This is a genomic window from Pseudomonas sp. Wu6 (assembly GCF_019891515.1).
GTDB classification, from domain to species: Bacteria; Pseudomonadota; Gammaproteobacteria; order Pseudomonadales; family Pseudomonadaceae; genus Aquipseudomonas; species Aquipseudomonas orientalis_A.
Map to the genome: position 1 here is coordinate 1 of NZ_JAFLXH010000010.1, position 22,476 is coordinate 22,476.

Annotated in this window: 16 protein-coding genes and 4 tRNA genes; 18 read left to right on the forward strand and 2 right to left on the reverse strand. The window is 61.5% G+C overall.

Annotated elements, in window-relative coordinates; all coding sequences use genetic code 11:
* Positions 1-276 precede the first annotated feature (276 nt).
* The 11 genes from gltX to J1G34_RS27160 all read left to right on the forward strand — a co-directional run bounded on the left by gltX (position 277) and on the right by J1G34_RS27160 (position 8,050).
* Positions 277-1,758: a glutamate--tRNA ligase gene (gltX, locus tag J1G34_RS09125; RefSeq protein WP_065884120.1), complete on the forward strand. Its 1,482-nt coding sequence runs from the start codon at positions 277-279 to the stop codon at positions 1,756-1,758.
* A gap of 147 nt (positions 1,759-1,905) precedes the next feature.
* A tRNA-Ala gene (locus tag J1G34_RS09130) sits at positions 1,906-1,981 on the forward strand.
* A gap of 78 nt (positions 1,982-2,059) precedes the next feature.
* Positions 2,060-2,135, forward strand: a tRNA-Glu gene (locus J1G34_RS09135).
* A gap of 49 nt (positions 2,136-2,184) precedes the next feature.
* A tRNA-Ala gene (locus tag J1G34_RS09140) sits at positions 2,185-2,260 on the forward strand.
* A gap of 77 nt (positions 2,261-2,337) precedes the next feature.
* A tRNA-Glu gene (locus tag J1G34_RS09145) sits at positions 2,338-2,413 on the forward strand.
* A gap of 182 nt (positions 2,414-2,595) precedes the next feature.
* A complete protein-coding gene (locus tag J1G34_RS09150; RefSeq protein ID WP_122582691.1) occupies positions 2,596-3,135 on the forward strand; it encodes a TetR/AcrR family transcriptional regulator in 540 nt (179 codons plus the stop codon).
* Between the two features lie 14 nt (positions 3,136-3,149).
* Entirely contained in the window at positions 3,150-3,983 is an 834-nt protein-coding gene (locus tag J1G34_RS09155) for an alpha/beta fold hydrolase (RefSeq protein ID WP_065894096.1), read from the forward strand.
* A 39-nt stretch (positions 3,984-4,022) separates the two neighbouring features.
* A complete protein-coding gene (locus tag J1G34_RS09160) occupies positions 4,023-4,457 on the forward strand; it encodes an acyl-CoA thioesterase (RefSeq protein WP_065894097.1) in 435 nt (144 codons plus the stop codon).
* 55 nt (positions 4,458-4,512) lie between these two features.
* Positions 4,513-5,472 (forward strand): tRNA dihydrouridine synthase, encoded by a 960-nt coding sequence (locus J1G34_RS09165; RefSeq protein WP_065884111.1) that lies wholly within the window; start codon positions 4,513-4,515, stop codon positions 5,470-5,472.
* 384 nt (positions 5,473-5,856) lie between these two features.
* Complete coding sequence (locus J1G34_RS09170; protein WP_128876337.1) at positions 5,857-7,011, forward strand: hypothetical protein; 1,155 nt, start codon at positions 5,857-5,859, stop codon at positions 7,009-7,011.
* An 88-nt stretch (positions 7,012-7,099) separates the two neighbouring features.
* Positions 7,100-8,050 (forward strand): hypothetical protein, encoded by a 951-nt coding sequence (locus J1G34_RS27160; protein WP_256548679.1) that lies wholly within the window; start codon positions 7,100-7,102, stop codon positions 8,048-8,050.
* A gap of 67 nt (positions 8,051-8,117) precedes the next feature.
* On the opposite strand, the gene J1G34_RS09180 is transcribed toward J1G34_RS27160, so the two are convergent.
* Both J1G34_RS09180 and J1G34_RS09185 read right to left on the reverse strand, forming a co-directional pair.
* Positions 8,118-11,396 carry a PAS domain S-box protein gene (locus tag J1G34_RS09180; protein WP_065935430.1) on the reverse strand — a complete coding sequence of 1,093 codons (3,279 nt, stop codon included), beginning with the start codon at positions 11,394-11,396 and terminating at the stop codon, positions 8,118-8,120.
* A gap of 65 nt (positions 11,397-11,461) precedes the next feature.
* Complete coding sequence (locus tag J1G34_RS09185) at positions 11,462-12,352, reverse strand: LysR family transcriptional regulator (RefSeq protein WP_065897219.1); 891 nt, start codon at positions 12,350-12,352, stop codon at positions 11,462-11,464.
* A gap of 139 nt (positions 12,353-12,491) precedes the next feature.
* Here J1G34_RS09185 and leuC point away from each other — a divergent pair, with 139 nt between their 5' ends.
* From leuC to J1G34_RS09220, 7 genes are all read left to right on the forward strand, one after another.
* Positions 12,492-13,910, forward strand: a complete 1,419-nt coding sequence (leuC, locus tag J1G34_RS09190) for a 3-isopropylmalate dehydratase large subunit (RefSeq protein ID WP_065894102.1) — start codon at positions 12,492-12,494, stop codon at positions 13,908-13,910.
* A 10-nt stretch (positions 13,911-13,920) separates the two neighbouring features.
* Positions 13,921-14,562 carry a 3-isopropylmalate dehydratase small subunit gene (leuD, locus tag J1G34_RS09195; RefSeq protein ID WP_057721532.1) on the forward strand — a complete coding sequence of 214 codons (642 nt, stop codon included), beginning with the start codon at positions 13,921-13,923 and terminating at the stop codon, positions 14,560-14,562.
* A gap of 130 nt (positions 14,563-14,692) precedes the next feature.
* Complete coding sequence (locus tag J1G34_RS09200) at positions 14,693-15,457, forward strand: class I SAM-dependent methyltransferase (RefSeq protein ID WP_065894104.1); 765 nt, start codon at positions 14,693-14,695, stop codon at positions 15,455-15,457.
* A 53-nt stretch (positions 15,458-15,510) separates the two neighbouring features.
* On the forward strand, positions 15,511-16,593 hold the full coding sequence (gene leuB, locus J1G34_RS09205) for a 3-isopropylmalate dehydrogenase (protein ID WP_128876339.1): 1,083 nt from the start codon (positions 15,511-15,513) through the stop codon (positions 16,591-16,593).
* A gap of 64 nt (positions 16,594-16,657) precedes the next feature.
* The gene (asd, locus tag J1G34_RS09210; protein WP_057721535.1) at positions 16,658-17,770 is read left to right on the forward strand and encodes an aspartate-semialdehyde dehydrogenase; all 1,113 of its coding nucleotides are present in this window, start codon (positions 16,658-16,660) and stop codon (positions 17,768-17,770) included.
* 859 nt (positions 17,771-18,629) lie between these two features.
* The gene (locus J1G34_RS09215; protein WP_065894108.1) at positions 18,630-19,640 is read left to right on the forward strand and encodes an aspartate-semialdehyde dehydrogenase; all 1,011 of its coding nucleotides are present in this window, start codon (positions 18,630-18,632) and stop codon (positions 19,638-19,640) included.
* A 161-nt stretch (positions 19,641-19,801) separates the two neighbouring features.
* Complete coding sequence (locus tag J1G34_RS09220; protein WP_222993851.1) at positions 19,802-22,360, forward strand: FimV/HubP family polar landmark protein; 2,559 nt, start codon at positions 19,802-19,804, stop codon at positions 22,358-22,360.
* Positions 22,361-22,476 lie beyond the last annotated feature (116 nt).

Consider the following 22,476-nt stretch of genomic DNA (forward strand, 5'->3'; position numbering starts at 1 on the left):
CCAGCGTGGTTTAACGGGGCGCCTAGGATCAAAAGCAGATCAAGATCAAGAGCGGCTCGCTTCGCATCGTGGTTACGGTTGGGCGCTGCTGAGTTGTGTAGATACCTATGCTCATCGGGGGCAAGCCCCCTCCCACCTGTTGATGTGTGAATACAGTCAAGTGTGGGAGGGGGCTTGCCCCCGATGGCCGCGCCTCGGTTTTCCAGAAATCCCCCAGGCTGTTACCATTCGCCCCTTGTTTCAATTTTCAGTTTCATCGCCCATTCGAGACCTGCCATGACCACCGTCCGCACGCGCATTGCGCCATCGCCTACTGGGGATCCCCACGTCGGCACTGCTTACATCGCCCTGTTCAACTACTGCTTTGCCAAGCAGCACGGCGGTGAATTCATCCTGCGGATCGAAGACACCGATCAACTGCGCTCGACCCGTGAGTCGGAACAGCAGATTTTCGATGCCCTGCGCTGGTTGGGCATTACCTGGGCCGAAGGCCCGGATGTCGGCGGCCCCCACGGCCCGTATCGCCAGAGCGAGCGCAGCGATATCTACAAGCAGTACACCCAGCAACTGGTGGACATGGGCCACGCGTTCCCCTGCTTCTGCACCGCCGAAGAGCTGGACCAGATGCGCGCCGAGCAACAGGCCCGTGGCGAGACACCGCGCTACGATGGCCGCGCGCTGCTGTTGTCCAAAGAGGAAGTGGCCGCGCGCCTGGCCGCCGGCGAGCCCCATGTGATCCGCATGAAAGTGCCGAGCGAAGGCGTGTGCGTGGTGCCGGACATGCTGCGCGGTGATGTCGAGATTCCGTGGGACCGTATGGACATGCAGGTGCTGATGAAGACCGACGGCCTGCCGACGTACTTCCTGGCCAACGTGGTCGACGACCACCTGATGGGCATCACCCATGTGCTGCGCGGCGAAGAATGGCTGCCGTCGGCGCCCAAGCTGATCCTGCTCTATGAATACTTCGGCTGGGAGCAGCCGCAGCTGTGCTACATGCCGCTGTTGCGTAACCCGGACAAGAGCAAGTTGTCCAAGCGCAAGAACCCGACGTCGGTGACCTTCTACGAGCGCATGGGCTTCATGCCCGAAGCCATGCTCAATTACCTGGGCCGCATGGGCTGGTCGATGCCGGACGAGCGCGAGAAATTCTCGCTGCAGGAAATGGTCGATAACTTCGACCTGTCCCGCGTCTCCCTGGGCGGGCCGATTTTCGATATCGAGAAGCTGTCGTGGCTTAACGGCCAGTGGTTGCGTGATTTGCCGGTAGAAGAGTTCGCCAGTCGTGTGCAGCAGTGGGCACTCAACCCCGAGTACATGATGAAGATAGCGCCGCTGGTGCAGGGCAGGGTGGAAACGTTCAGCCAGGTCGCACCGCTGGCCAGCTTTTTCTTCGCCGGTGGCGTGAACCCGGAGGCCAAGCTGTTTGAATCGAAAAAGCTCTCCGGTGACCAGGTGCGTCAGTTGATGCAGTTGATCCTGTGGAAGCTCGAAAGCCTGCGCCAATGGGAGAAGGATGCGATCACCGCGACGATCCAGGCAGTGGTCGAGTCGCTGGAGCTGAAGTTGCGTGATGCCATGCCGTTGATGTTTGCCGCGATTACCGGGCAGGCCAGTTCAGTGTCGGTGCTCGACGCGATGGAAATCCTCGGCCCGGACCTCACGCGTTTCCGTCTGCGCCAAGCCCTTGATTTGCTTGGTGGTGTTTCGAAGAAAGAAAACAAAGAGTGGGAAAAGCTGCTGGGCGCTATCGCTTAAGCGCACGGCTGTAAGGACGAAACCCCGGTTTTCCGGGGTTTCGTCGGTAAGTGATTGTTATCCCGGCAAAAAATTTTGAAAATTGTTGAAAATAAATTTGACACGTTTCGAAACCGCCATTAAGATTCGCCCCGTCCTCACCGATGAGGGGCTATAGCTCAGCTGGGAGAGCGCTTGCATGGCATGCAAGAGGTCAACGGTTCGATCCCGTTTAGCTCCACCAATTTACAGGTTCAAGGTCTGGCCACACCGTCCTTGAATCGATCGGCACTCAGCGCCGATCAGTTGTACAGAAGGTTTTGTCCCCTTCGTCTAGTGGCCTAGGACACCGCCCTTTCACGGCGGTAACAGGGGTTCGAGTCCCCTAGGGGACGCCAGTTTCAACAAGCATTCCGAAAGGTCTGCTGCGCCGCCAGGCGAAAAATCGGGGCTATAGCTCAGCTGGGAGAGCGCTTGCATGGCATGCAAGAGGTCAACGGTTCGATCCCGTTTAGCTCCACCAATTTACAGGTTGAAGGTTGCGGCCACACCGTCCTTGAATCGATCGGTCTCGCACTGATCACTGTACAGAAGGTTTGTGTCCCCTTCGTCTAGTGGCCTAGGACACCGCCCTTTCACGGCGGTAACAGGGGTTCGAGTCCCCTAGGGGACGCCACGATTACCCGCTCTGCGGGATTTTTAAGGGTCATTCAATTATTGAATGGCCCTTTTGTTTGTCTGGCGTTCGGCCAATTCTTTCTCCACCTCCTTTCTTCTGTTCTGACCAATGGTCATGCTTGTCGCTTGCGCAATATTATTATGGTAATAATATTCAACCCATGAGAGACGGAGGCTTTGATGAGCGATAAAAAAGCGCAAACGCGCGAACGCATCTTGCAGGCCGCCAGCGCGGCATTGATCCAGCGTGGCCCGGCTGAACCGAGTGTCGGCGAAGTCATGGGGGCTGCGGGGCTGACGGTCGGCGGTTTTTATGCGCACTTTGAGAGCAAGGATGCGCTGATGCTGGAGGCCTTCACCCAGTTGCTGGCCAAGCGCCGCGCGGCGATAGAAGACCTGGACACGCAACTGACCGGCGAAGAGCGCCGAAGCCTGGTGGCGGCGTTTTACTTGTCGCGCAAGCACCGGGACTCCACCGGCGAGGCGTGCCCGCTGCCTGCGACGGTTGGCGAAATGGGCCGTTTGCCGGACGCGTTCCGCCAGGCACTGAGCGAACATTGCGAGCTGATGGCCGCCCAGCTGGCGGCCACCCCGGAAGATACCGACAGGGCCCTGGCCGACATGGCGCTGATGGTCGGCGGCCTGACGCTGGCGCGGGCCCTGGGGCCCGGGGAGCTGTCCGATCGTGTGCTGCGCGCCGCCAAGTCGGCGGTACGCTGAAGAGGGTTCAGGGCATGGGCGGCTTGAATTGGGTTCGTGGCTTCAACGGCACGGTCGGCCGACTCGCGCCGCAAACGGTGGCCAACCGGATGCGCCGCACCTTCATGACGCCCCGTGAGCTACCGCCACGGGCGTGGGAGCTGCCGGTGCTGGCGCAATCGGAGCGCATCACCTTGCGCTTTGGCCTCTCGGCGCTGCGCTGGGGGCAAGGGCCGGCGGTGTTGCTGATGCACGGCTGGGAAGGCCGGCCTACGCAATTCGCCAGCCTGATCACGGCGTTGGTGGAGGGCGGCTACTCGGTGATTGCCCTGGATGGCCCGGCCCATGGGCATTCGCCAGGGCGTGAAGCGCACGTGCTGCTGTTCGCCCGTGCCATGCTCGAGGCCGCGGCCGAGCTGCCCCCGCTGCAGGCGGTGGTCGGCCACTCCATGGGCGGTGCCAGCGCGATGCTGGCGGTGCAGTTGGGGTTGCGTACGCAGGCGTTGGTGAGTATCGCCGCGCCCTCGCGGTTCCTCGATGCGCTGCGCGGTTTCACGCGCATGATGGGGTTGCCGCCGCGCGCACGTTCGGCGTTTATCCAGACGGTGGAGCTGGCATTCGGCATGCCGCTCAAGCATCTGGATGTCGCGCACTACCAGATGAACCTTCCCGGCCTGATCGTGCATGCCGAAGACGATACGTTCGTCCCGGTCAAAGCCTCGCAGACCATCCATGAGGCCTGGCCAGGCAGTCGCCTGATGCGCCTGGAGCAGGGCGGGCATCAGAAGGTGCTGGCCGATCCACGGGTAATTGAAGGCGTACTCGCCCTGTTGGCGAGCTGTCATGTACAGGAGCGCCAGAGCGCCTGATACACTGCGTCCGCCGACATCAATCGACTGGAGCAAGGCATGGGCTGGGATTTGGCAACGCCGTTCATCATCGACCTGCAGGTCGCCGCTGAGGACATCGACGGCCTGGGGCACGCCAATAACGCCGTGTACGTGTCCTGGCTGGAGCGTTGCGCCTGGCGCCATTCCCAGCGCCTGGGGCTGGACCTTGCCGAGTATCGGCGCCTGGACCGCGCGATGGCCGTGGTGCGTCATGAGATCGACTACCTGGCGGCCGGCTACGAAGGCGATGAGCTGCAACTGGCCACGTGGATCGTCGATTGGGACCAGCGCCTGAAGATGACGCGCCGTTTTCAGCTGGTACGCCCGCGTGACGGTGCGACCTTGCTGCGCGCGCACACCACCTTCGTTTGCATCGAACTGTCCAGCGGCAGGCCCAAGCGCATGCCTGCCGAGTTTATCGAGGGGTACGGGCCTGCGCTGACGGGGGGTTAACGGTTGTTGTGGGAAACCCAGTAAACTGCGCCACGATTTTTGTTGAGTGTTTTCCATGCAAATTGCTTTGGCGCCCATGGAGGGGTTGGTCGACAACATCCTGCGGGACGTGTTGACCCGCGTGGGCGGTATCGACTGGTGCGTGACCGAATTCATCCGCGTCAACGACCGCTTGCTCACCCCCGCCTATTTTCACAAGCTCGCTCCGGAACTGCTGCAGGGCGCCCACACCGCCGCGGGCGTGCCGCTGCGCGTGCAATTGCTGGGGTCTGACCCGGTCTGCCTGGCGGAAAACGCCGCCCTGGCCTGCGAGTTGGGATCGCAGGTGATCGACCTCAACTTCGGCTGCCCGGCCAAGACCGTCAACAAGTCCCGCGGCGGTGCGGTGCTGCTCAAGGAGCCGGAGTTGCTCAACCGTATCGTCGAGCATGTGCGCCGTGCGGTCCCGGCGCATATCCCGGTCACCGCCAAAATGCGCCTGGGCTTCGACAGTCCGGATGGCGCATTGGTCTGCGCCACGGCGCTGGCCGAAGGCGGGGCTGCGCATATCGTGGTGCATGCGCGCACCAAGACCGATGGCTACAAGCCGCCCGCCCATTGGGAGTGGATTCCCCGGGTGCAGGAGGTGGTCAAGGTGCCGGTGTTTGCCAATGGCGACATCTGGAGCGTCGACGATTGGAAACGTTGCCGCGAAGTCAGCGGCGCCGAAGACATCATGCTTGGCCGTGGACTGGTGGCGCGTCCTGACCTGGCGCGGCAGATCGCGGCGGCGCGTGCAGGGCAAGAGGTGGTGGAAATGACATGGGCGCAGATGCAGCCGATGCTCCAGGAATTCTGGACCCAATCGGTGGCGCAATTGACCGAGCGCCAGGCACCCGGCCGCTTGAAGCAGTGGCTGGCGATGCTGACGCGCAACTACCCCGAAGCGGTGGAGCTGTTTACCGCCTTGCGCCGCGAGACCGGCCTGGAGCAGGTCAGTCGCCTGCTGGGGATGCCCAACCCTGTGGCTGTCTGAAGCGAGGCAATCGAACTTTTGCCATTGATTTGCATAAAGGCGCCACTGCAGGCGCCTTTTTTACGCGTGCGAGTTAACACAAACCAGAGGCAAGTAAACACGTGGAATGTTATCGACGAGTGACATGCCTACAGAGTATTAGCGCGTGTGACCGCACTTTCGTATCGACAAAGCCATAAATCAAGGCTTCGCGCAAATTGTCCATGAGGCAAAGTCTGATAATGCATGTTGGTTTCCTTATATGAACTGCGATTCGCGGAACTCGATGGCTCAAGTTCCCACGAATGGAGGGACTGAAGCAGCGCTGTTGTTGTTCAGTCAATAAAACTATCCCTCCCTCCGGCCGTTGAACGGTCGGGTTGTATGAAATAAAGGAACGTGCGTATGTCTATGTCGATTAACACTCCGCCATTGGTTAAAGTCGATACATCTGCTCTGGAACAACCAGCGGTTTCGAATACTAAAGTTATTCTCAAGCCGACCGTACAGTCGCCTGGCACAACACCTCTTCAGACGTCACTGCGTCCCGATAATACGGCGGTCACACCTGAGACCGCGCTGAGGCAGTTGTTCGATATGCTTGAAGGTATCTTCAGGGCCATGCGTGACATATTTTCGGGTAAAACACAGGTCAAACCCGACGTCGACAAATTACCCATTGCACCGGATACCGGTAAAGAGCCGATCAAGCCGGATGCGGGCAAATTACCGATTGCACCGGACACTCACAAAGAACGGGTCAAGCCGGACGCAGGCAAGCAGCCGGTGTTGCCGGATACCAGCAAGGAGTTGGTCAAGCCGGATGCGGGCAAGCAGCCGGTGCTGCCGGATACCAGCAAGGAGTTGGTCAAGCCGGACGCAGGCAAGCAGCCAAAACCGGATACCAGCAAAGAGGTGGTCAAGCCGGATGCGGGCAAGCAGCCGGTGCTGCCGGATACCAGCAAGGAGTTGGTCAAGCCGGATGCAGGCAAGCTGCCAGTGAAACCGGATACCAGCAAAGAGGTGGTCAAGCCGGACGCGGGCAAGCAGCCGGTGTTGCCGGATACCCGCAAAGAGCTTGTGAAACCGGACGCAGGCGGGCTGCGAGTGCTGCCACAACCCAATGATCCGTTGGTCAACATGCCTGGTGGGAATAAGCCGCACCCCTTGCCGCTCCCTCCAACGGTACCCAGGCCCGAGATAAGCGTAAACAACGACCCCAAGACAAACGTCAACGTGAATGTGGTTGTCGGCGGTCATTGCCACTGCCCTGATGGAAGTGTCTTGCCGGATCACGTCCCGACGCCCAGGGTTTCTCCGGATACCTGGCCCCAGCCACCCGTGTTGCCGTATGCCAGGCCGCAGCCAACCGTACTTGCGCGCAACCTCCCAAGGCCTGATGTGCCAACGAATACCAAACCGCAACCCCCTGTATTGCCGGACGCCAAGCCAACGCCCTTGCCCGACGCGCCCACTCCGGATCTGACCAGTCCGGGTCCTGTTGACGACCGAACGGCTGACAGGCATGGCCGCTTTAATCGGCTAAGTTCCAGGTTTTAAACACCGTCATCGCGTTTTGGTCTTTTTATAAGTGCAGGCATTTTTTCGAGCATGTATTTCGAAGAGATGCCTGTATAGGGAGAACTCTATGTCACGCTTTCCAATTAATAACATTGCGCGGGTCATTGATGTAAGGCAGTCATTATCGATCGATGCACTCAGCGCAAGTAATGAACCGACTGTTAAAGCAGGTGGTCATCAAGCGTCGGTCAGGGCGACGCCGGATATAAGGTATGGTGATGGATTGCAGCGTTCGGCGGCTGTCGGGAATGACGCGCAGGCGATCAATGCAGTCGTGGCCTTATTCACTTCGTTCTTTACTCAGTTGTTTGCGCTTATAGCAGATAAAAAACAAAATAATGTGCCTGATGCTGTTCCTTCGCCTGTTGTTCCGCAGGTAATCCCCCAACCGGTGTTGCCGAAACCGGATGCCGCAGCTGACATTCCGGGTTTGTCCAACAAGCGCGGTGGCGCGAAGCCCGACAATATCTGGAGTGGCTTTCGTCAGGGGCCGGATGGCAACTGCGTGACGGTATCGGCGATCAAGGCTGCGATGCACCGATTCGGACAAAGCCCCACGGATATTTTCCAGGAAGTGGCCAAGACCCGTGACGGATACCACGTCGTCATGCGCGATGGCTTCCGGCTCACGTTGAATGACCGCGAATTGGCCGAGGGCTCCCGAGGCGCCCGGTTCAACGGGCCCGACAAAGGCATGCTCAAGGATGCGCAGTTTCTGTTTGCCGTCAGCGCCAAGCGTGCGCAGATTGAAAACAACGATGGCATGGCCGATCGCAGTTATCAGCATGCGATTCGTAGTCTGAATAACGGGGAGGATGAAAGCGGTCCGGGAGAAGGCTTTCTGCGCCTTGGGTTGAAAAGGCACATGAAGAGAGTGCCGGTGGGTGAGCTTGCCCGAGGTCAGCTGGGCATGTGCAACCGTACCGGGCATTCGGTGGCGGTCATCAACGGCCGCGAAGAGTTATGGGGAAAACAGGGGCGAACCCCCACGCATGGTCAGGCCGTTGCACTGATTTGACTGTGGTGCACCTGGGCAGGGATAACCCAGGGTGCATTTTGTTTCAAGGCTGCGTTTCAGCACATGGCTATTCCAGCAGCTGCCTGAACCCCTCTATCGGCAATGGCCGGCTATGCAAGTACCCCTGATACAAATGACAGCCGAGCTTCTGCAGGAACGCCAGTTGTTGCACGGTTTCCACGCCTTCGGCAATCACTTCCAGATTCAAGCTGCGGGCCATGGCCACAATGGCACGGATGATTTCAGCGTCATTGGGATCGTGAGTCGCGTCGCGCACAAACGACTGGTCGATTTTCAGCGCATCCACCGGCAAACGCTTGAGATACGTCAGGGATGAGTAACCGGTGCCAAAATCGTCCATCGCAAAGCTGACCCCGAGTTTTTTCAGGCGCCGCATCTTCATCACTGTGTCGTCCAGGTTCTGGATCACGATGCCTTCAGTGATTTCCAGCTTCAGCAAACTGTAGGGCAGGTGGTGTTGCGTGAGGCTGCGCTCGACCCGTTCCACAAAGTCGTTCTGGCGAAACTGCCGCGGGCTGATATTCACGCACAGGCTGAAATTCAGCGCGTCCACCAGGCCTTCGGCAATCAACTGCGCCAATGCGCTGCACGCTTCGTCGAGAATCCAGGTGCCCACCTCCAGGATCAAGCCGCTGTCCTCCAGCACCTTGATGAATTCCGCCGGCGACTGCGCCCCCAGTTGCGGGTGCTGCCAGCGCACCAGGGCCTCGGCGCCGACGATCTTGTTGCCGCGCGCATCCACCTGGGGCTGGTAGTGCACGCTGAATTCACCGCGCGACAGGGCCAGGCGCAGGTCGGTTTCCATGCGCAGGCGCTCGCTGGCGGTTTTCTGCATGCTGGTGTGAAACATCTGGGTGGTGTTGCGCCCCGAATCCTTGGCGCGGTACAGGGCGATGTCGGCACGCTTGAGCAGGTCGGCGGGGGTGGTGCCATGGTCGGGGATCAGCGCCACGCCGATGCTTGGCGTCACCTGCAAGCGGTGCCCGTCGAGGAACATCGGTTCGGAGAGCAATTCGCGCAAGGTATCAGCCAGCGCCTGTACCTGCCGGCTGACTTGCGTGCGTGAGCCCTCCAGGCCGCTGAGCAGGACCACGAACTCGTCACCGCCCAGGCGCGCCACCGTATCCTCTGTGCGCACGCTGGCTTCCAGGCGTGCGGTGACGATTTTCAACACGGTATCGCCCACCGGGTGACCGAGTGAGTCGTTGATGTGCTTGAAGTGGTCGAGGTCGAGGAATAGCAGGGCGCCACGCAGGTTGTGGCGCTTGAGCAGGGCGATCTGCTGGCTCAGGCGGTCCATCAGCAGCGCACGGTTGGGCAGGTTGGTCAGCGGGTCGTGATAGGCCAGGTGGCGGATCTGCGCCTGGGCGTTCTTCAACAGGCTCACGTCCCGCGCGGTCAGTAGCAGGCACGGCGTTTCATTCAAGGTGATCGGTTCGACCGACACTTCCACCGCCAGCACCTCGCCACGCTTGTTGTGCCAAAGCATTTCAAGGTGATGGATGCGCCCCTTGATCTGCAATTCGGCCAGCAGCGCGGTGCGCTGGTTTTCATCGGCCCAGATGCCAATCTGGTACAGGGTGAGGCCGATGGCTTCTTCGGCGCGGTAGCCGGTCAGGCGACAAAACCCATCATTGACCTCCACGTATCGACCCGTGTCGCGCTCGGTGATCGAAATGGCGTCGGGGCTGGAATGGAAGGCCTTGGCGAACTTCTCTTCGCTGGCCTTGAGCGCCGCCTCCGAGCGTTGCTGCTGGGTGATATCGCGCAGGGTCGTGACGATGCACGGCTGCTCATTGACCTTGACCAAGCGGCTGGAAATCACACAGGTCAGGCTCTGGCCGTTCCTGGCATGCACCACGATGGCGACGTTGCTCAATGATTGTTCGCGAATCACCCGCTGGATGCGTTGCAGGCGCTTGCTCGATTCATCCCACAGGCCGATCTGCTCGGCGCTCTTGTCGATCACTTCGGCGGCCGTCCAGCCAAACGTCTGGGTGAACGCCGGGTTGATCTCGATAAACTCGCCACTGTCCAGGCCGGTGACGCAAATAGGGTCGGGACTGGCCTGGAACAGGCTGGCGAATTTCTCTTCGGACGCGCTCAGGCGCTGCTCGCGTTCCACCTGATCGGTGATATCGAGCAAGGTGCCGGCCATGCGCAGGGGCTTGCCGGATTCATCGCGATACAGACGTGCGCGGCTTTCCAGATAGCGCACGCTGCCGTCCTCGGCCGGTACGCGGTAGGTCAACTGGTAGTTGCCGTCCGCGCCTTCGCGCAAGCTGCGGTAGGCATGGCGCATGCCCTCGCGGTCCTGATCGGACATGCCTTCAAAAAACGCATCGAAGGATTCGTGGAACGGTTCGCTCGGCAGGCCATGGAGCTGGGCGGCACGGGCCGAGCCGTAGAGCATGCCGGTAGGGATGTGCCAGTCCCAGGTGCCCAGTTGTGCCGAGTCCAGCGCCAGGTCCAGGCGCTCCTGGCTGTCCTTGAGGGCTTGCTCGGCGTTTTTGCGCTCGGTGGTGTCGAGGAAGGTGCTGATCAGGTAGGCCTCACCGTCCAGTTCGACCTTTTGCGCACTGAGCGTGCCATCGTGGATCTGGCCGTTGCTGGCGCAGAACTGCACTTCCATGATGATGGATTCGCCTTTGCGCTGGGTCGCCTTGACCAGGTGCGTGCGTTGCTCCGGGTGACGCCACAGGCCCAACTCCAGCGTGGTACGGCCAATGACTTGCGCCACCGGCCAGCCGAACAGCAGTTCGAAATGGTGGTTGGCCTCGCTGATCAGGCCGTCGGCCTGGCGCGTCAGCAGCACCATGTTCGGGCACAGGTGGAAGAGCGTGGCGAAGCGTTTTTCAGAGTGGCTGAGGGCGTGTTCCCGCTCGCGCTGGTGCGTGATCTCGCGGACCACCCCAATCATTCGGCGCCTGCCGTTTTTGTCCGGCACCAGGCTGCCGTTGATTTCCAGCCAGTGCAGGCTGCCATCGGGCCATTGGATGCGGTGATGCATGGCCTGTTCGACCGGTTCGCCGGCCACCACCGCATGAAATGCCCTGACGACCCGGGCGCGGTCTTCCGGCGCCAGGAGGTCCAGGTAATTGAGGTCATTGGGCAGTGGCTGGCGCGGATCGTAGCCAAACAATGCCTGAGTGCCACGGGACCAGCTGATTTTCCCGGTGTCGATTTCCCAGCACCACGCGCCCAGTCGCGCGGCATTGAGCGCCGACAGCAATTGCGGGGCGCTGTCCCAGTGTTGTTCCGCCTCCTGTGGGTCCAGGGCGTGGATGCGGGGCAGCGGTGGCACGGAATCAACGGGGTTGGGCATTATTCAAAGGGCCTTGGCTCGATGGGAAGACAGCGCGGTTGCTTGAAGCCCTGGGCCGCACAAACTCACGCCGGTATCCCTGGCGGATCGACCTGTGCATCCAGCAGGCTCATGAAAGCCCGCGCAGCGTTCGACAGCGTCCTTTCGGTGTGCACGATATAGCCTAGCTGGCGACGCAGCTGTATGCCCGGCAAAGCGATACTTGCCACCTGATCATCCAGCATGGTGCGTGGCAACACGCTCCAGGCCAGGCCGATGGACACCATCATCTTGATGGTTTCCAGGTAGTTGGTGCTCATCGCGATGTTCGGCGTCAGGCCCTGGGCCTCGAACAGGCGACTGACGATATGGTGGGTAAACGTGTTGCCGCCGGGAAACACCGCAGGGTGCCCGGCGATATCGGCCAGGCTGACCGAGCCGTTGTTGATCAGGCTATGTTCGGGGGCCACCACGAAATCCAGTGGGTCATCCCACACCGGTGTCGCGCGCACCAGGTTGTGCGGCTCGGGCGCCAGGGTGATGACCGCCACTTCGGCGCGACCGTGGAGGATTTCTTCGTAGGCCACTTCCGAATCGAGGAATTGAATATCCAGCGCCACGCTGGGGTATTGCCGAGTGAAGGTGCGCAGGACCGGCGGCAGGCGATGCAGGCCGATATGGTGGCTGGTAGCCAGTGTGAGGCGCCCGCTGACTTCCCCGGTCAGGTTGGTCAAGGCGCGACGGGTGTCATCCAGCACATTCAGGATCTGATAGGCACGCGGCAGCAGGGCCCGCCCGGCTTCGGTCAGGCCCACTTCACGGCCCAGGCGATCGAACAGGCGTACCTTCAATTGTTGCTCCAGGCCGGCAATGCGTTTGCTGATGGCCGGTTGGGTCAGGTGCAGGCGTTCACCGGCGCCGGAGAAGCTGCCGGTTTCGGCGATGGCGATAAAGGCATTGAGGTTGGCAAGGTCCATGGTGCTATTCCGGTTGGTAATCCAAAGCATAAAAAATATGAATTTGAGTTATTTAATGTAGCGCCATACCATCAGCCTCACAAGCCAAAGGGTTATTGAAAGCCCGGCATATAGAAACACCGCTGATGAGGACCGACTGATGGCCGGCAAAACGCTTTACGACAAGCTTTGGGATTCCCATGAAGTGAAACGTCGCGATGATGGATCGTCGCTGATCTACATCGACCGTCACATCATCCATGAAGTGACCTCGCCCCAAGCGTTCGAAGGCCTGCGGCTGGCCGGGCGCAAGCCATGGCGCGTCGACTCCATCATCGCCACCCCGGACCACAACGTGCCAACCACCCCGGAGCGCAAAGGCGGGATTGACGCCATTGCCGATACGGTGTCGCGCTTGCAGGTGCAGACCCTCGATGATTACTGCGATGAATATGGCATCACCGAATTCAAGATGAATGACGTGCGTCAAGGCATCGTCCACGTGATCGGCCCGGAGCAGGGCGCGACCTTGCCGGGCATGACCGTGGTCTGCGGCGACTCGCACACCTCCACCCACGGTGCGTTCGGCGCCCTGGCCCATGGCATCGGCACCTCCGAGGTGGAGCATGTGTTCGCCACCCAGTGCCTGGTCGCCAAGAAGATGAAGAACATGCTGGTGCGCGTCGAAGGCACTTTGCCGTTCGGTGTGACCGCCAAGGACATTGTGCTCGCGGTAATCGGCAAGATCGGCACCGCCGGCGGTAACGGCCATGCCATCGAGTTCGCCGGCAGCGCCATTCGCGACCTGTCCATCGAAGGCCGCATGACCATCTGCAACATGTCCATCGAAGCCGGTGCCCGCGTGGGCATGGTGGCGGCGGACGAAAAGACCGTCGAATACGTCAAGGGCCGTCCATTCGCCCCGCAGGGCGCTGATTGGGACGCCGCCGTCGAAGCCTGGAAAGACCTGGTGTCCGACGCCGACGCGGTGTTCGACACCGTGGTCGAACTCGACGCTGCGCAGATCAAGCCGCAAGTCAGCTGGGGCACGTCGCCGGAAATGGTGTTGGCCGTTGATCAAAACGTGCCGGACCCGGCCCAGGAGGCCGATCTGGTCAAGCGCGGCTCCATCGAGCGCGCCCTCAAGTACATGGGCTTGAAGGCCAATCAGGCGATTACCGATATCCAGCTGGATCGCGTATTCATCGGCTCCTGCACCAACTCGCGTATCGAAGACCTGCGCGCCGCTGCCGTGATCGCCAAGGGCCGCAAGGTGGCGTCGACCATCAAACAAGCCATCGTGGTGCCCGGTTCGGGTCTGGTCAAAGCCCAGGCCGAGGCCGAGGGCCTGGACAAGATCTTCCTCGAAGCCGGTTTCGAATGGCGTGAGCCGGGCTGCTCGATGTGCCTGGCAATGAACCCGGACCGCCTGGAGTCCGGCGAGCATTGCGCGTCCACCTCCAACCGTAACTTCGAAGGTCGCCAGGGCGCCGGTGGGCGTACCCACCTGGTCAGCCCGGCCATGGCTGCCGCCGCCGCCGTCAACGGTCGTTTCATCGACGTTCGCGAATTGATTTGAGGAATACCCGATGCGTGCTTTTACACAACACACAGGTTTAGTCGCGCCGTTGGACCGTGCCAACGTGGACACCGATCAGATCATCCCCAAGCAGTTCCTGAAGTCGATCAAGCGCACCGGTTTCGGCCCCAACCTGTTTGACGAATGGCGCTACCTGGACGTGGGCTATGCCTACCAGGACAACTCCAAGCGTCCGCTGAACAAGGACTTCGTGCTCAACGCCGAGCGTTACCAGGGCGCCAGTGTGCTGCTGGCCCGGGAAAACTTCGGGTGCGGCTCCAGCCGTGAACATGCGCCGTGGGCCCTGGAAGAATATGGCTTTCGCAGCATTATCGCGCCGAGCTATGCGGACATCTTCTTCAACAACAGCTTCAAGAACGGCTTGTTGCCGATCATCCTGAGCGACGCCGAAGTGGATGAGCTGTTCCAGCAAGTGGAAGCGAATGTGGGCTACCAGTTGACGGTGGACCTGGCCGCACAGACCGTGACCCGTCCGGATGGCAAGGTGTACCACTTCGAAGTGGACGCCTTTCGCAAGCACTGCTTGATCAATGGCCTGGACGATATTGGCCTGACCTTGCAGGACGGCGATGCGATTGCGGCGTTCGAGAGCAAGCACCGGGCGAGCCAGCCGTGGTTGTTTCGCGATTGAGGTAGGCAGTACCGCCGCCATCGGGGGCAAGCCCCTTCCCACCTTTTGATCTGTGAATACATTCAAATGTGGGAGGGGGCTTGCCCCCGATGAGGCCAGTGTTAACCACACAAAACCCGAGGAAGCCCCCATGACCACCACCGCCCACACCCACGTCGTGCAAAAGCAATTCGGCGAACAGGCCGCCGCCTACCTGAGCAGCGCCGTTCACGCCCAGGGCACCGAATTCGCGCTGCTCCAGGCCGAACTGGCCGGGCAGGGCAGTGCACGACTGCTGGACCTGGGGTGCGGCGCCGGCCATGTCAGTTTCCATGTCGCGCCGCTGGTTAAAGAAGTGGTGGCCTACGACTTGTCCCAACAGATGCTCGATGTGGTGGCCGCCGCTGCGCAAGATCGCGGTTTCACCAATATCAGCACCGTAAACGGCGCCGCCGAGCGCCTGCCGTTCGCCGATGGCGAGTTCGACTTCGTGTTCAGCCGTTATTCGGCCCACCACTGGAGCGACCTCGGCCTGGCCCTGCGCGAAGTGCGTCGGGTGCTCAAGCCGGGCGGCGTGGCGGCGTTCGTGGATGTGTTGTCACCCGGCAGCCCGTTGCTGGACACTTACCTGCAAACCGTCGAAGTGCTGCGCGATACCAGCCATGTGCGTGATTACGCCGCTGCCGAGTGGATGCAGCAACTCAGCGAGTCCGGTCTGCATGTGCGTAACAGCCTGCGTCAACGCCTGCGCCTGGAGTACACCTCGTGGGTCGAGCGTATGCGCACGCCAGAGGTGCTGCGTTCGGCCATCCTTGAGCTGCAACAGGCGATGGGCCAGGAAGTGCGCGATTACTACGACATTCAGGCCGACGGCACCTTCAGCACCGACGTGCTGGTAGTTTTCGCCCAACGCTGATTGATTTTTCCCGACCGGCCCCTGGGCAGGTCGCTCGATGAAATGAGGAACCCATGAGCAAGCAGATTCTGATTCTCCCTGGCGACGGTATTGGCCCGGAAATCATGGCCGAAGCAGTCAAAGTGCTGGAATTGGCCAACGCCAAATACAACCTGGGCTTCGCGCTGAGCCACGACGTGATCGGCGGCGCTGCCATCGACAAGCACGGCGTGCCCCTCGCCGACGAGACCCTGGACCGCGCCCGCGCGGCCGACGCCGTGCTGCTGGGCGCCGTGGGCGGCCCGAAATGGGACAAGATCGAGCGGGATATCCGCCCTGAGCGCGGCCTGCTGAAAATCCGGGCGCAACTGGGCCTGTTCGGCAACCTGCGCCCGGCCATCCTCTATCCGCAACTGGCCGACGCCTCGAGCCTCAAGCCGGAAGTGGTTGCGGGCCTGGATATCCTGATCGTGCGTGAGCTGACCGGCGGTATCTATTTCGGTTCGCCGCGCGGCGTGCGCGAGCTGGAAAATGGCGAGCGTCAGGCCTACGACACCCTGCCGTACAGCGAGAGCGAAATCCGCCGCATCGCCCGTGTCGGTTTCGACATGGCCCGGGTGCGCAGCAAGAAGGTCTGCTCGGTGGACAAGGCCAACGTACTGGCTTCCAGCCAACTGTGGCGTGAGATCGTCGAAGAAGTCGCCAAGGACTACCCGGACGTCGAGCTCAGCCACATGTACGTCGACAACGCCGCCATGCAACTGGTGCGTGCGCCCAAGCAGTTCGACGTGATCGTCACCGACAACCTGTTCGGCGACATCCTGTCCGACCAGGCGTCGATGCTCACCGGTTCCATCGGCATGCTGCCGTCGGCCTCCCTGGACACAAACAACAAGGGCATGTACGAGCCGTGCCACGGTTCTGCACCGGACATCGCAGGCCAGGGCATTGCCAACCCGTTGGCGACCATTTTGTCGGTGTCGATGATGCTGCGTTACAGCTTCAACCTGAGCGATGCGGCCGACGCGATCGAGAAGGCCGTAAGCCTGGTGCTGGACCAGGGCCTGCGCACCGGCGACATCTGGTCGCAGGGCTGCACCCGCGTGGGTACGCAAGAAATGGGCGATGCTGTAGTCGCCGCGCTGCGGAATCTGTAATCTCTCGGGCCCGCTTGCAGTTGTCGCTGCAAGGCGGCCCACTTTTTAACAAGGTGTAGTTGCGATGAAACGTGTAGGTCTGATCGGTTGGCGCGGTATGGTCGGTTCCGTGCTCATGCAGCGGATGCTGGAAGAGCAGGATTTCGATCTTATTGAGCCGGTGTTTTTCACCACGTCGAACGTGGGTGGCCAAGGGCCGTCCGTGGGCAAGGATATTGCGCCGCTCAAGGATGCCTACAGCATTGAAGAGCTCAAGACCCTCGATGTGATTCTGACCTGCCAGGGCGGCGACTACACCAGCGAAGTCTTCCCCAAGCTGCGCGAAGCCGGCTGGCAGGGCTACTGGATCGACGCCGCATCGAGCCTGCGCATGCAGGACGATGCCGTGATCATCCTCGACCCGGTCAACCGCAAGGTCATCGACCAGCAGCTGGACGCCGGCACCCGCAACTATGTGGGCGGCAACTGCACCGTCAGCCTGATGCTGATGGGCCTGGGCGGCTTGTTCGAGGCCGGCCTGGTCGAGTGGATGAGCGCCATGACCTATCAGGCGGCGTCCGGCGCCGGTGCGCAGAACATGCGTGAGCTGATCAAGCAGATGGGCGCGACCCATGCCGCGGTTGCTGATCAACTGGCCGACCCGGCCAGCGCGATCCTGGATATTGATCGTCGCGTGGCCGACGCCATGCGCAGCGAAGCTTATCCGACCGAAAACTTCGGCGTGCCATTGGCCGGTAGCCTGATCCCGTGGATCGACAAGGAACTGCCGAACGGCCAGAGCCGCGAAGAGTGGAAGGCCCAGGCCGAGACCAACAAGATTCTCGGTCGCTTCAAGAACCCGATCCCGGTGGACGGCATCTGCGTACGTATCGGTGCCATGCGTTGCCACAGCCAGGCGCTGACCATCAAACTGAACAAAGACGTGCCGATCGCCGATATCGAAGGGCTGATCAGCCAGCACAACCCTTGGGTCAAGCTGGTGCCGAACAACCGCGATATCAGCATGCAGGAGCTGAGCCCGACCAAGGTCACCGGCACCCTGAATGTACCGGTGGGCCGTTTGCGCAAGCTGAACATGGGCAGCCAGTTCCTCGGCGCGTTCACCGTTGGCGACCAGCTGTTGTGGGGCGCGGCCGAGCCGTTGCGACGCATGCTGCGGATTTTGCTCGAGCGTTGATTGCTGCTTGTTCCGGGAAACCCGCGCTCTGGTGACAGGCGCGGGTTTTTTGTTGTCTGCCAGGGCCTCATCGGGGGCAAGCCCCCTCCCACAGGGTGATGTGTGAATGCATTCAAATGTGGGAGGGGGCTTGCTCCCGATGGCGGCCACAGAGCCGACCAGGATTTTGTGTCGATCCTGGCTCAAATGTGGGAGGGGGCTTGCTCCCGATGGCGGCCACAGAGCCGACCAGGATTTTGTGTCGATCCTGGCTCAAATGTGGGAGGGGGCTTGCCCCCGATGGCGGCCTCTGGGCCGACCAGGATTTTGTGTCGATCCTGGCTCAACTGTGGGAGGGGGCTTGCCCCCGATGGCGGCCTCAGAGCCGACCAGGATGTTGGATTGGACCTAGTACATATCCGTTTCTGCGGTAACGGCTGCTTAGGGTTCCGCCCTGACGGCGGGTCACTTTGGAAAAGCCCCAAAGTAACCAAAGGGCTCTTGCCCCACCACTCGGCACCTCGCCTAGGCTCGGTGTGCCCGAACGCAGGCTTGAATCCGTGGGCCGCCGCAATGGGCCATCCATGGCCCAGTGCGGCTAACCCGGCGTCCTGCCGGGTTACCCACGGATTCAAGCCTGCGTTCGGCCAGCGTGGTTTAACGGGGCGCCTGAGATCAAGATCAAAAGCCAGATCAAGAGCGACTCGCTTCGCATCGTGGTTACGGGCTTCGCATTGTGGTTACGTTTTTTAGGGCTGCGTTGTGTAGATACTCAAGCCCCGATAGGGCCCTCGGCCACACCACAGCCCCCCAGGCCAATTGCCTCGTCCCCTGCCACCCGTTAAAGTGCCGCTCCCCCGCAATGCCCGAGGCAACCTCCATGACCCAGACCTTTGAAATCGCCGTGATCGGCGCCACCGGCACCGTTGGCGAAACCCTGGTACAGATTCTCGAAGAGCTGGACTTCCCGGTAGGCACCCTTTATTTGCTGGCGGGCAACAATTCCGCCGGTGCTTCGGTGCCGTTCCGCGGCAAGAACCTGCGGGTGAAGGAGGTCGACGAGTTCGATTTCAGCAAGGCGCAACTGGCGTTCTTCGCGGCCGGCCCGGCGGTGACCTTGAGCTTCGCGCCGCGCGCCACGGCCGCCGGTTGTTCGGTGATCGACCTGTCTGGCGCGTTGCCAGCCGAACAGGCGCCGTACGTGGTGCCGCAAGCCAATGCCCATGTGCTCAAAGGCTTGAAGAAACCGTTTCAAATCGCCAGCCCGAGCCCGTCCGCCACTCACCTGGCCGTGGTGCTGGCGCCGTTGCGTGGCCTGCTGGATATCCAGCGCGTGAGCGTTACCGCCAACCTGGCCGTGTCTGCGCTGGGCCGCGAGGCCGTGAGTGAGTTGGCCCGCCAGACCGCCGAGCTGTTGAATGTGCGTCCGCTGGAGCCGACCTTCTTCGATCGGCAAGTGGCCTTCAACCTGCTGGCACAAGTCGGCACTCCCGACGCCCAGGGTCACACGGCGCTGGAGAAGCGTCTCGTGCATGAATTGCGCGCCGTACTGGAAACACCTTTACTGAAAGTGTCCGCCACGTGCATTCAAGCCCCGGTGTTTTTCGGCGATAGCCTGGCTGTGTCGCTGCAGTTGGCGGCGCCGGTCGATCTGGCTGCGGTGAACGAGGCCCTTGAGGCGGCGCCGGGTATCGAGCTGGTCGAGGCGGGCGACTACCCGACGGCAGTTGGTGATGCAGTGGGTCAGGACGTTGTCTATGTAGGGCGAGTGCGCGCGGGTGTCGACGACCCGGCGGAACTAAATTTGTGGCTGACGTCAGATAACGTACGCAAAGGGGCTGCGCTTAACGCCGTGCAAGTGGCGCAGTTGTTGATAAAAGGCCTTGCGTAAAAGATACTTGGCGTCAATTTGTAGATTGATTCTCACCAAGCGCTATGCTTGGCCCAAAGCGGAACACAAGCGCGTCGGTAACCTATCGGCTCGCCATGCCTTATGGCAGCGGTTACCAACCTTCTCGCAGGCCGGGGAGTGTTCAGACAAAGGATGAGGCTATGGTTCAAGTTCGCAAACTGGTGTTAGCAATAGCGGCCGCCTCGGCGCTGTCCTCCGGTATGGCGCAGGCGCTGCAACTTGGGGAGATGACCCTCAAGTCGAAGTTGAACCAGCCGCTGTCGGTGGAAATCGAGCTGCTCGACGTCGGTGGCCTCACGGCGTCCGAGATCACCCCGAGCCTGGCGTCGTCCCAGGCGTTCGTCGATGCCGGTGTCGATCGCCAGGCCTTTCTAGACCAGCTCACCTTTACGCCGGTGGTCAATCCCAATGGCCGCAGCGTGGTGCGCGTTACCTCCGATAAACCGCTGCCCGATTCCTATGTACGCTTCCTGCTGCAGGTGCAATGGCCCAATGGCCGCCTGATGCGTGACTACAGCGTGCTGCTCGATCCCGCCAAATTCGATCAGCCCACATCGGCTGCCAGCGCCCCGGCGCCGCGCTTGAGTGCGCCGGCCGGCACCGCGTCCGCCGTCAGCAAGCCTGCGCAACATACCACCACGGCTCGCGACACTTTGTGGGAAATTGCCGAGAAAAACCGCAATGGTGGCTCTGTGCAACAGACCATGCTGGCCATTCAGGCACTCAACCCGAATGCCTTTGTCGATGGCAACATCAACCGCCTGAAAACCGGCCAGGTCCTGCGCCTGCCGGACACCGTGCAAAGCACCGCGCTGGCGCAACCCCAGGCGATTGCCGAAGTGACTGCGCAGAACGCCGCCTGGCGCCAGGGCCGCCGTACCGCCAGCCAGCAAGTGGCCGGCAAGGCCCAGTTGGACGCCACCAAGCGCACCGAGACGGGCAATGCGCCGTCGAGCACCAACGCCAAGGACAACTTGAGCCTGGTGTCGGCCGAAGCAGCCAAAAAAGGGGCGAACGGCAAGGCGGGCGACAGCCGTGCGTTGAGCGACAAGCTGGCGATGACTCAAGAGCAACTGGACACCACCCGTCGCGATAACGAAGAACTCAAAAGCCGCGCGGCGGATTTGCAAAGCCAGTTGGACAAGCTGCAAAAGCTGATTCAACTGAAAAACGATCAACTGGCCCGGCTGCAGGCCGAGAAGGGCGATGCCGCGGCGCCCGTGACGGCAGCAGCAGCGCCAGAGGCGGCGGCGGCGATGCCGGCGCCGTCGGCCGATGAGCCGGCGCCTGCCGCACAAGCCCCGGTTGCCGAACCGGCTCCGGAACCGGCCACGCCGGTTGCCGCGCCTGCAACCACCGAAGGCAAATTCAATGAGCTGTTGACCAACCCTATCGTGCTCGGTGTGCTTGGTGGCGCAGCCGTCATCCTGGCGTTGCTGCTCCTGCTATTGTGGGTACGCCATCGCAACGCCCGTCTTGAAGAAGAGAAGCACCTGCGCATGGCGCGAGCGCTGGCTGAAGAGCCGGAGTTCACATCGAGCCTGGAGCGCGACCTGCCCTCCGACAGTTTCGAAGGCCTGGAAGTGGCGCCGCTGAATGCTGCGCCCACGCCTGCGCCTGCACCCACGCCTGCGCGCGCTCCGGTGGTTGAGCCGGTCGTGCCGAGCGTCGCCTCGGTGCTTGCGCCGCTGGCGGTTGCGGTTGCCCCACAGAACGCCAGCGATGCGCTGGCCCAGGCCCAGTCCCATATCGACCGTGGCCACCTGAACCAGGCGGCCGATGTACTTGAGCAAGCGATCAAGCGCGAGCCCAAGCGCAGCGACCTGCGTTTGAAATTGATGGAAGTGTACGGGCTGCAAAATAACAAGGACGGTTTCGTCAGCCAGGAGCGTCAACTGGTGGCCAACGGTGAAAACCATGCCCAGGTCGAGCAGCTCAAAAGTCGTTTCCCTGCCATGGCGGTGTTGGCGGCAGGCGTAAGTGCGGCAGTGGCCGCTGCGGCCCTGGATGCCCAGTACGTCAAGGACTTGCTGGAAGACAAGCCGGCTGCGCCTGCGCCAGAGCCCGTGGATACCGATTTCGATCTGAGCCTGGACGAGCTGGAGGCGGCATCGCCGGCTGAGGTCAACGACGATCAGCAGACATTCGAGGCGCTTCTTCAGCAGCAGACGGCAGCCAATGCCAGTGCCGACGACCTGTCGGACTTCGACCTGGATCTGCAACTGGATGCACCGGCGTCCGCGCAATCGGATGATGACTTCCTCTCCGGGCTCGAAGAGCAGATGAAGGATGCGCCTGCCGTCGAGCCGCCGACCCTGGCCCCTACGGCCCTGGATGACTTCGATTTGCCGGAAGATTTCGACCTCTCCCTGGCGGACGAGCCCGAATCGGCGGCCAAGCCGGACGCCTTCGCGTCGGAGCTGGATGACGTCAACGCCGAGCTGGACCGTCTGTCCCAGAGCCTGGAGCATCCCTCCATCGAGCCATCGTTCACGGCTGAAGATGCCGCGCTCGGTGACGATGAGCCCGAGTTCGATTTCCTCTCGGGCACCGATGAGGTCGCCACCAAGCTGGACCTCGCCCAGGCCTATATCGACATGGGCGATGCCGATGGCGCCAAGGACATCCTGTCCGAAGTGCTGACCGAGGGCAACGAGAGCCAGCGCGGCGAGGCCAAGGAAATGCTCGGCCGGATCTGAAGGCTGATAAACCTCCACTGTGGGGCAGGGCGTGCTTCTCCCCACAGTTGGCTTGGCGCCCCTCCCCAACAAAAGCGCCCGTCGCGCAGCCGTCGCCTTTATAATGCCCGCCTTCG

What these genes read in the sequence shown, in the direction of transcription:
- leuC (WP_065894102.1), top strand. Translation starts at nt 12,492, where the DNA reads ATGGCCGGCAAAACGCTTTACGACAAGCTTTGGGATTCCCATGAAGTG.
- J1G34_RS09185 (WP_065897219.1), bottom strand. Translation starts at nt 12,352, where the DNA reads ATGGACCTTGCCAACCTCAATGCCTTTATCGCCATCGCCGAAACCGGC.
- J1G34_RS09165 (WP_065884111.1), top strand. Translation starts at nt 4,513, where the DNA reads ATGCAAATTGCTTTGGCGCCCATGGAGGGGTTGGTCGACAACATCCTG.
- J1G34_RS09180 (WP_065935430.1), bottom strand. Translation starts at nt 11,396, where the DNA reads ATGCCCAACCCCGTTGATTCCGTGCCACCGCTGCCCCGCATCCACGCC.
- J1G34_RS09170 (WP_128876337.1), top strand. Translation starts at nt 5,857, where the DNA reads ATGTCTATGTCGATTAACACTCCGCCATTGGTTAAAGTCGATACATCT.
- J1G34_RS09220 (WP_222993851.1), top strand. Translation starts at nt 19,802, where the DNA reads ATGGTTCAAGTTCGCAAACTGGTGTTAGCAATAGCGGCCGCCTCGGCG.
- asd (WP_057721535.1), top strand. Translation starts at nt 16,658, where the DNA reads ATGAAACGTGTAGGTCTGATCGGTTGGCGCGGTATGGTCGGTTCCGTG.
- J1G34_RS09160 (WP_065894097.1), top strand. Translation starts at nt 4,023, where the DNA reads ATGGGCTGGGATTTGGCAACGCCGTTCATCATCGACCTGCAGGTCGCC.
- gltX (WP_065884120.1), top strand. Translation starts at nt 277, where the DNA reads ATGACCACCGTCCGCACGCGCATTGCGCCATCGCCTACTGGGGATCCC.
- J1G34_RS09215 (WP_065894108.1), top strand. Translation starts at nt 18,630, where the DNA reads ATGACCCAGACCTTTGAAATCGCCGTGATCGGCGCCACCGGCACCGTT.
- leuD (WP_057721532.1), top strand. Translation starts at nt 13,921, where the DNA reads ATGCGTGCTTTTACACAACACACAGGTTTAGTCGCGCCGTTGGACCGT.
- J1G34_RS09155 (WP_065894096.1), top strand. Translation starts at nt 3,150, where the DNA reads ATGGGCGGCTTGAATTGGGTTCGTGGCTTCAACGGCACGGTCGGCCGA.
- J1G34_RS27160 (WP_256548679.1), top strand. Translation starts at nt 7,100, where the DNA reads ATGTCACGCTTTCCAATTAATAACATTGCGCGGGTCATTGATGTAAGG.
- J1G34_RS09150 (WP_122582691.1), top strand. Translation starts at nt 2,596, where the DNA reads ATGAGCGATAAAAAAGCGCAAACGCGCGAACGCATCTTGCAGGCCGCC.
- leuB (WP_128876339.1), top strand. Translation starts at nt 15,511, where the DNA reads ATGAGCAAGCAGATTCTGATTCTCCCTGGCGACGGTATTGGCCCGGAA.
- J1G34_RS09200 (WP_065894104.1), top strand. Translation starts at nt 14,693, where the DNA reads ATGACCACCACCGCCCACACCCACGTCGTGCAAAAGCAATTCGGCGAA.